Source organism: Streptomyces sp. NRRL S-378, from assembly GCF_000720645.1.
GTDB lineage: Bacteria > Actinomycetota > Actinomycetes > Streptomycetales > Streptomycetaceae > Streptomyces.
This window is the reverse complement of record NZ_JOBX01000125.1, coordinates 1-6,392: the sequence shown is the minus strand read 5'-3', so window position 1 is coordinate 6,392 and position 6,392 is coordinate 1. Positions and strand designations below refer to the sequence as shown.

The window sequence follows — 6,392 nt, the reverse complement described above, 5'->3', positions numbered from 1 at the left end:
GGCGCACCCACCGGCCCGCACCCGGACACCACGTGCACCGCCCGGCCAGGGCAACCGCACCACCGCCGCACAAACCAGCCCCGCCGGCGCTTGAGGCGCACCCACCCGCAGCCGAGAGCATCCGCCCCGCCCGGCCAGGGCAAGGGTGACCCCCGTCACGCCGTCCCAGCATGCGGGACCAGTTCGTCCGTATCGTGGACAGTAGTGGACTCCTCCAATCGGCCCATGACACGCTTCCGCCATGAATGGAGCTGGAATTGCCTTGGTGAGTCGGCGGCACGTCGACCTCGGCCGCATGTCCAGCGCCATCTGTCCGGCGTGCTGACGGAACCAGCAACCGCCGCACATCGCCGCAATCCCGGCATCGTCGCCGTGGAAGTGTCGATCATCGCAGTCCCCTGAAGGCCGAATTCCGCCCTCCCCGCCGGTCACCCCGGCCAGGCGCGGACGATCAGCCGCACCCGCTCAGCGTCCAGGGGTCACGCCACCCCGCCCGCTTCACCCGCCCCTGCCCTGAGCCGCCCAAGAAGGACGTACCGCCATGGCCGCCACCCCCGAAACGCCCGCGCCCGCCGCCGCAGCCGCCGCGCGCCGCAAGACCGGACGTCACCGCGGCGAGGGACAGTGGGCCGTCGGACACCACACGCCCCTCAACGGCAACGAGCAGTTCAAGAAGGACGACGACGGTCTCAATGTGCGGACACGCATTGAGACGATCTACGCCCACCGGGGCTTCGACTCCATCGACCCCAATGACCTGCGCGGCCGCATGCGCTGGTGGGGCCTGTACACCCAGCGCAAGCCCGGGATCGACGGCGGCAAGACCGCGATCCTGGAGCCGGAGGAGCTGGACGACAAGTACTTCATGCTGCGCGTGCGCATCGACGGCGGCCGGCTGACCACCGAGCAGCTGCGCGTCATCGGCGAGATCTCCCAGGAGTTCGCGCGCGGTACGGCCGACCTCACCGACCGCCAGAACGTGCAGTACCACTGGATCCGGATCGAGGACGTCCCGGAGATCTGGCGCCGGCTGGAGGCCGTCGGCCTGTCCACCACCGAGGCCTGCGGTGACACGCCCCGCGTCATCCTCGGCTCGCCCGTCGCCGGCATCGCCCAGGACGAGATCATCGACGGCACGCCCGCCATCGACGAGATCTACCGCCGCATCGTGGGCAACAAGGACTTCTCCAACCTGCCCCGCAAGTTCAAGTCCGCCATCTCCGGCTCGCCGCTCCTCGACGTGGCGCACGAGATCAACGACATCGCGTTCGTGGGCGTGAACCACCCCGAGCACGGTCCCGGCTTCGACGTCTGGGTCGGCGGCGGCCTGTCCACCAACCCCAAGCTCGGTGTGCGCCTGGGCACCTGGGTCTCGCTCGACGAGGTCCCGGACGTGTACGAGGGCGTCATCTCGATCTTCCGTGACTACGGCTACCGTCGGCTGCGCACCCGCGCCCGCCTGAAGTTCCTCGTCGCCGACTGGGGCGCGGCCAAGTTCCGCCAGGTCCTGGAGGACGAGTACCTGGGGCGCAAGCTGACCGACGGCCCCGCGCCCGAGCAGCCCTCCGGCCAGTGGCGCGACCACGTCGGCGTCCACGAACAGCAGGACGGGAAGTTCTACGTCGGCTTCGCGCCCCGCGTGGGCCGTGTGGACGGCGCCACCCTGACCAAGATCGCTGACATCGCCGAGCAGCACGGCTCCGGCCGCCTGCGCACCACCGCCGAGCAGAAGATGATCGTGCTCGACATCGAGGCCGACAAGGTCGACTCGGTCGTCGAGGCGCTGGAGGCGCTGGACCTGCGGGTCAAGCCGTCCCCGTTCCGCCGCGGCACGATGGCCTGCACCGGCATCGAGTTCTGCAAGCTGGCCATCGTCGAGACCAAGGCGCGCGGCGCCTCGCTCATCGACGAGCTGGAGCGCCGCCTGCCGGACTTCGCCGAGCCGATCACCATCAACATCAACGGCTGCCCGAACGCCTGCGCCCGTATCCAGGTGGCGGACATCGGTCTCAAGGGGCAGCTGGTCCTGGACGACGACGGCAACCAGGTGGAGGGCTACCAGGTCCACCTGGGCGGCGCCCTCGGCCTGGAGGCCGGCTTCGGCCGCAAGGTCCGTGGCCTCAAGGTCACCTCGGCCGGTCTGCCCGACTACGTCGAGCGGGTCGTCAAGAGCTACGAGGAGCAGCGCGAGGACGGCGAGCGCTTCGCGGCCTGGGTCGCCCGCGCCGACGAGAAGAGCCTCTCGTGAGCGAGCGAGCCGCCCCGTTCTACTGCCCGTACTGCGGCGACGAGGACCTGTTCCCCCACGAGACGGGTCACGGCGCGTGGGAGTGCAGGGCCTGCAACCGGGCCTTCCAGCTGAAGTACCTCGGGCTGCTGGCCCGGGGCGTGCAGTCGGGTCCAGCGGGAGGGGACGAGATATGACCACCACTCAAGACGCGAGTCTCAAGAACGCCGCTCTGAAGGCTGCGACGCTCAAGGAGCTGGCCGAGCAGGCCGGACGCGACCTGGAGGACGCCTCCGCGCCGGACATCCTGCGCTGGGCGGCCGACACCTTCGGGGCGAAGTTCGCCGTGACCTCCTCCATGGAGGACGCGGTCGTCGCCCACCTGGCCTCGCAGGTCTTCCCCGGCGTGGACGTCGTCTTCCTCGACACGGGCTACCACTTCGAGGAGACCATCGGCACCCGGGACGCGGTCGACGCGGTGATGGACGTCAACGTCATCACGCTGACCCCGCGTCAGACCGTGGCCGAGCAGGACGCCGAGTACGGCCCGAAGCTGCACGAGCGGGACCCCGACCTGTGCTGCGCGCTGCGCAAGGTCAAGCCGCTGGAAGAGGGCCTGACGGCGTACGACGCGTGGGCAACGGGCCTGCGCCGCGACGAGTCCCCGACCCGGGCGAACACCCCTGTGGTCGGCTGGGACGAGAAGCGGCAGAAGGTCAAGATCTCGCCGATCGCCCGCTGGACGCAGGACGACGTGGACGCGTACGTCGCCGAGCACGGCGTACTCACCAACCCGCTGCTGATGGACGGCTACGCCTCCGTCGGCTGCGCCCCCTGCACCCGCCGCGTGGCGGAGGGCGAGGACGCGCGGTCCGGCCGCTGGGCCGGGCGGGGCAAGACCGAGTGCGGACTGCACGGCTGATGACGACCAGCGAAGAACTTACGGAGACAGAGCAGATGAGCGTGAGCGACCAGGGCGCCACCGTGTGGCTGACCGGGCTGCCGAGCGCGGGCAAGACCACCATCGCCTACGCGCTGGCCGAGCGGCTGCGCGCCGAGGGCCACCGTGTGGAGGTGCTCGACGGGGACGAGATCCGCGAGTTCCTCTCCGCCGGCCTGGGTTTCAGCCGCGAGGACCGGCACACCAATGTGCAGCGGATCGGCTTCGTCGCCGAGCTCCTCGCGAGCAACGGCGTCAAGGCGCTGGTACCGGTGATCGCACCGTTCGCCGACAGCCGCGAGGCCGTCCGGCGGCGGCACGCCGCCGCGGCGACGGACTACCTCGAGGTGCACGTGGCCACCCCGGTCGAGGTGTGCTCCGAGCGTGACGTGAAGGGTCTGTACGCCAAGCAGGCGGCGGGCGAGATCTCCGGTCTGACCGGGGTCGACGACCCGTACGAGGCGCCGGAGTCCCCGGACCTCCGTATCGAGTCGCACACGCAGACCGTGCAGGAGTCGGCCTCGGCCCTGCACGCGCTGCTCACCGAGAGGGGTCTGGCATGACGACGACCGTCGCACACGTCCACGAGGAGACCGACGCGCCCTACGCGCTGTCGCACCTCGACGCCCTCGAGTCCGAGGCCGTGCACATCTTCCGTGAGGTGGCGGGCGAGTTCGAGAAGCCGGTGATCCTGTTCTCCGGCGGCAAGGACTCCATCGTCATGCTGCACCTGGCGCTCAAGGCGTTCGCGCCGGCGCCGGTGCCCTTCGCTCTGCTGCACGTGGACACGGGCCACAACTTCCCCGAGGTTCTGGAGTACCGCGACCGCACGGTCGCGAAGCACGGGCTGCGCCTGCACGTGGCGTCCGTCCAGGACTACATCGACGCGGGCAAGCTGCGCGAGCGCCCGGACGGCACCCGCAACCCGCTGCAGACCGTCCCGCTGACCGAGGCGATCCAGAGCCTCAAGTTCGACGCCGTCTTCGGTGGTGGCCGCCGCGACGAGGAGAAGGCCCGCGCCAAGGAGCGGGTGTTCTCCCTGCGCGACGAGTTCTCCCAGTGGGACCCCCGCCGCCAGCGGCCCGAGCTGTGGCAGCTGTACAACGGCCGGCACGCCCCCGGCGAGCACGTGCGCGTCTTCCCGCTGTCCAACTGGACCGAGCTGGACGTGTGGCAGTACATCGCCCGCGAGGGCATCGAGCTGCCGGAGATCTACTTCGCCCACGAGCGCGAGGTCTTCAAGCGCAACGGCATGTGGCTGACGGCCGGCGAGTGGGGCGGCCCCAAGGAGGGCGAGACGCCCGAGTCGCGGCTCGTCCGCTACCGCACCGTCGGCGACATGTCCTGCACCGGCGCCGTCGACTCCGACGCCGTCACGCTCGACGCCGTGATCGCCGAGATCGCCGTCTCCCGCCTCACCGAGCGGGGCGCGACCCGCGCCGACGACAAGATGTCCGAGGCCGCGATGGAAGACCGCAAGCGCGAAGGGTACTTCTAGACATGACCAGCACCACCGAGCAGTTCGCCGACCTGTCGGCGACCACCCTGCTGCGCTTCGCGACCGCCGGTTCCGTCGACGACGGCAAGTCCACCCTGGTGGGCCGGCTGCTGCACGACTCCAAGTCGGTCCTGACCGACCAGATGGAGGCCGTCGAGGCCGTCTCCGCCCAGCGCGGCCAGGAGGCCCCCGACCTCGCGCTGCTCACCGACGGCCTGCGGGCCGAGCGGGAGCAGGGCATCACCATCGACGTGGCGTACCGCTACTTCGCGACCGCGCGCCGCCGGTTCATCCTCGCGGACACCCCCGGGCACGTGCAGTACACCCGGAACATGGTGACCGGTGCCTCCACCGCCGACCTGGCCGTGGTCCTGGTCGACGCCCGCAACGGCGTGATCGAGCAGACCCGCCGGCACGCGGCCGTCGCGGCCCTGCTGCGCGTCCCGCACGTGGTCCTCGCCGTGAACAAGATGGACCTCGTCGGCTACCAGGAGCCGGTCTTCGCCGCGATCGCGCAGGAGTTCACCGCCTACGCCTCGGACCTGGGCGTCCCGGAGATCACCGCGATCCCGATCTCCGCCCTGGCCGGCGACAACGTCGTGGAGCCGTCGGCGAACATGGACTGGTACGGCGGCCCGACGGTGCTGGAGCACCTGGAGACCGTCCCGGTCAGCCACGACCTCACGGCCTGCCCGGCGCGTTTCCCGGTGCAGTACGTGATCCGCCCGCAGTCGGCGGAGCACCCCGACTACCGGGGCTACGCGGGCCAGATCGCCTCCGGCGTGCTGCGCGTCGGCGAGGCCGTCACGGTCCTGCCCTCGGGCCGTACCTCGGTGATCGAGGGCATCGACGCGCTGGGCGAGTCGGTGGACATCGCCTGGGCGCCGCAGTCGGTGACGGTGCGTCTGAAGGACGACATCGACATCTCGCGCGGCGACCTGATCGCGCCGTCCGCGACCGCCCCGGCCACCACGCAGGACGTCGTGGCGACGGTCTGCCACGTGGCGGACCAGCCCCTGTCCGTGGGCGCCCGGGTGCTGATCAAGCACACGACGCGGACGGTCAAGGCGATCGTCAAGGAGATCCCCTCGCGGCTGACCCTGGACGACCTGTCCCAGCACCCGGAGCCCGGGCAGCTGGTGGCCAACGACATCGGCCTCGTGGTCGTCCGTACCGCCGAGCCGCTCGCGCTCGACGCGTACGCCGACTCCCGCCGCACCGGATCGTTCCTGCTGATCGACCCGGCCGACGGCACGACCCTGGCGGCGGGCATGGCGGGCGAGTCCTTCGCCTCCAAGGCCGAGTCCGCCGACGCCGTCCAGGCGGACGACGACGGGTGGGACTTCTAGGTCATGTTCGCCGATCTGTACGCGACCTTCGCGAAGGAAGGCGGCCGTGTGGGCAGCGGCGCCCTCGGCAGCGGTCAGGGAGGGGTATCGCGATGTGCGCGATGACCGCCCGCCACGAGCCGTTCCCACCCCCGATCCACAGAAGAAGACCCGCGCCGTAGAACGACGGCGCGGTGAGAGGAAGCCCTCCCGTGCCTGACACCGGTACCCTCCGCAAGTCCCTGCGCCGCGGCCTCGCCGCCGCTGCTGCCCTGCCGTTGCTGATCGGCGCGCTCGCCTCCTGCGGCTACGGCTCCGAGGCGAAGAAGGAAGACGCCGGGACGAACGTCGCGGCCACGGAGGGCAGGAAGCTGTCGGCTTCCGAGGTCCGGATCGGCT

7 protein-coding genes and 1 pseudogene are annotated in these 6,392 nt (G+C 70.8%); all 8 read left to right on the top strand.

The genetic code is table 11. From position 1 onward, the window contains the following. Nucleotides 1-241: 241 nt before the first annotated feature. Nucleotides 242-325 (top strand): putative leader peptide, encoded by an 84-nt coding sequence (locus IH80_RS47265; protein ID WP_310942095.1) that lies wholly within the window; start codon nucleotides 242-244, stop codon nucleotides 323-325. A gap of 216 nt (nucleotides 326-541) precedes the next feature. Continuing rightward, nucleotides 542-2,248, top strand: a complete 1,707-nt coding sequence (locus tag IH80_RS0137655) for a nitrite/sulfite reductase (RefSeq protein ID WP_030966400.1) — start codon at nucleotides 542-544, stop codon at nucleotides 2,246-2,248. Continuing rightward, complete coding sequence (locus IH80_RS0137650; protein ID WP_030856055.1) at nucleotides 2,245-2,424, top strand: hypothetical protein; 180 nt, start codon at nucleotides 2,245-2,247, stop codon at nucleotides 2,422-2,424. Before IH80_RS0137655 ends, IH80_RS0137650 begins: the two co-directional genes overlap by 4 nt. After that, on the top strand, nucleotides 2,421-3,149 hold the full coding sequence (locus IH80_RS0137645) for a phosphoadenylyl-sulfate reductase (RefSeq protein WP_030966399.1): 729 nt from the start codon (nucleotides 2,421-2,423) through the stop codon (nucleotides 3,147-3,149). Before IH80_RS0137650 ends, IH80_RS0137645 begins: the two co-directional genes overlap by 4 nt. Nucleotides 3,150-3,184: 35 nt before the next feature. Next, complete coding sequence (gene cysC, locus IH80_RS0137640) at nucleotides 3,185-3,730, top strand: adenylyl-sulfate kinase (RefSeq protein ID WP_030966398.1); 546 nt, start codon at nucleotides 3,185-3,187, stop codon at nucleotides 3,728-3,730. After that, on the top strand, nucleotides 3,727-4,665 hold the full coding sequence (gene cysD / locus IH80_RS0137635) for a sulfate adenylyltransferase subunit CysD (protein WP_030966396.1): 939 nt from the start codon (nucleotides 3,727-3,729) through the stop codon (nucleotides 4,663-4,665). The genes cysC and cysD overlap by 4 nt, the downstream gene beginning before the upstream one ends. Before the next feature lie 2 nt (nucleotides 4,666-4,667). After that, complete coding sequence (locus IH80_RS0137630) at nucleotides 4,668-6,014, top strand: sulfate adenylyltransferase subunit 1 (protein WP_030966395.1); 1,347 nt, start codon at nucleotides 4,668-4,670, stop codon at nucleotides 6,012-6,014. 191 nt (nucleotides 6,015-6,205) lie between these two features. Then, nucleotides 6,206-6,392: pseudogene (locus IH80_RS40280) on the top strand (sulfate ABC transporter substrate-binding protein); the annotation flags it as partial.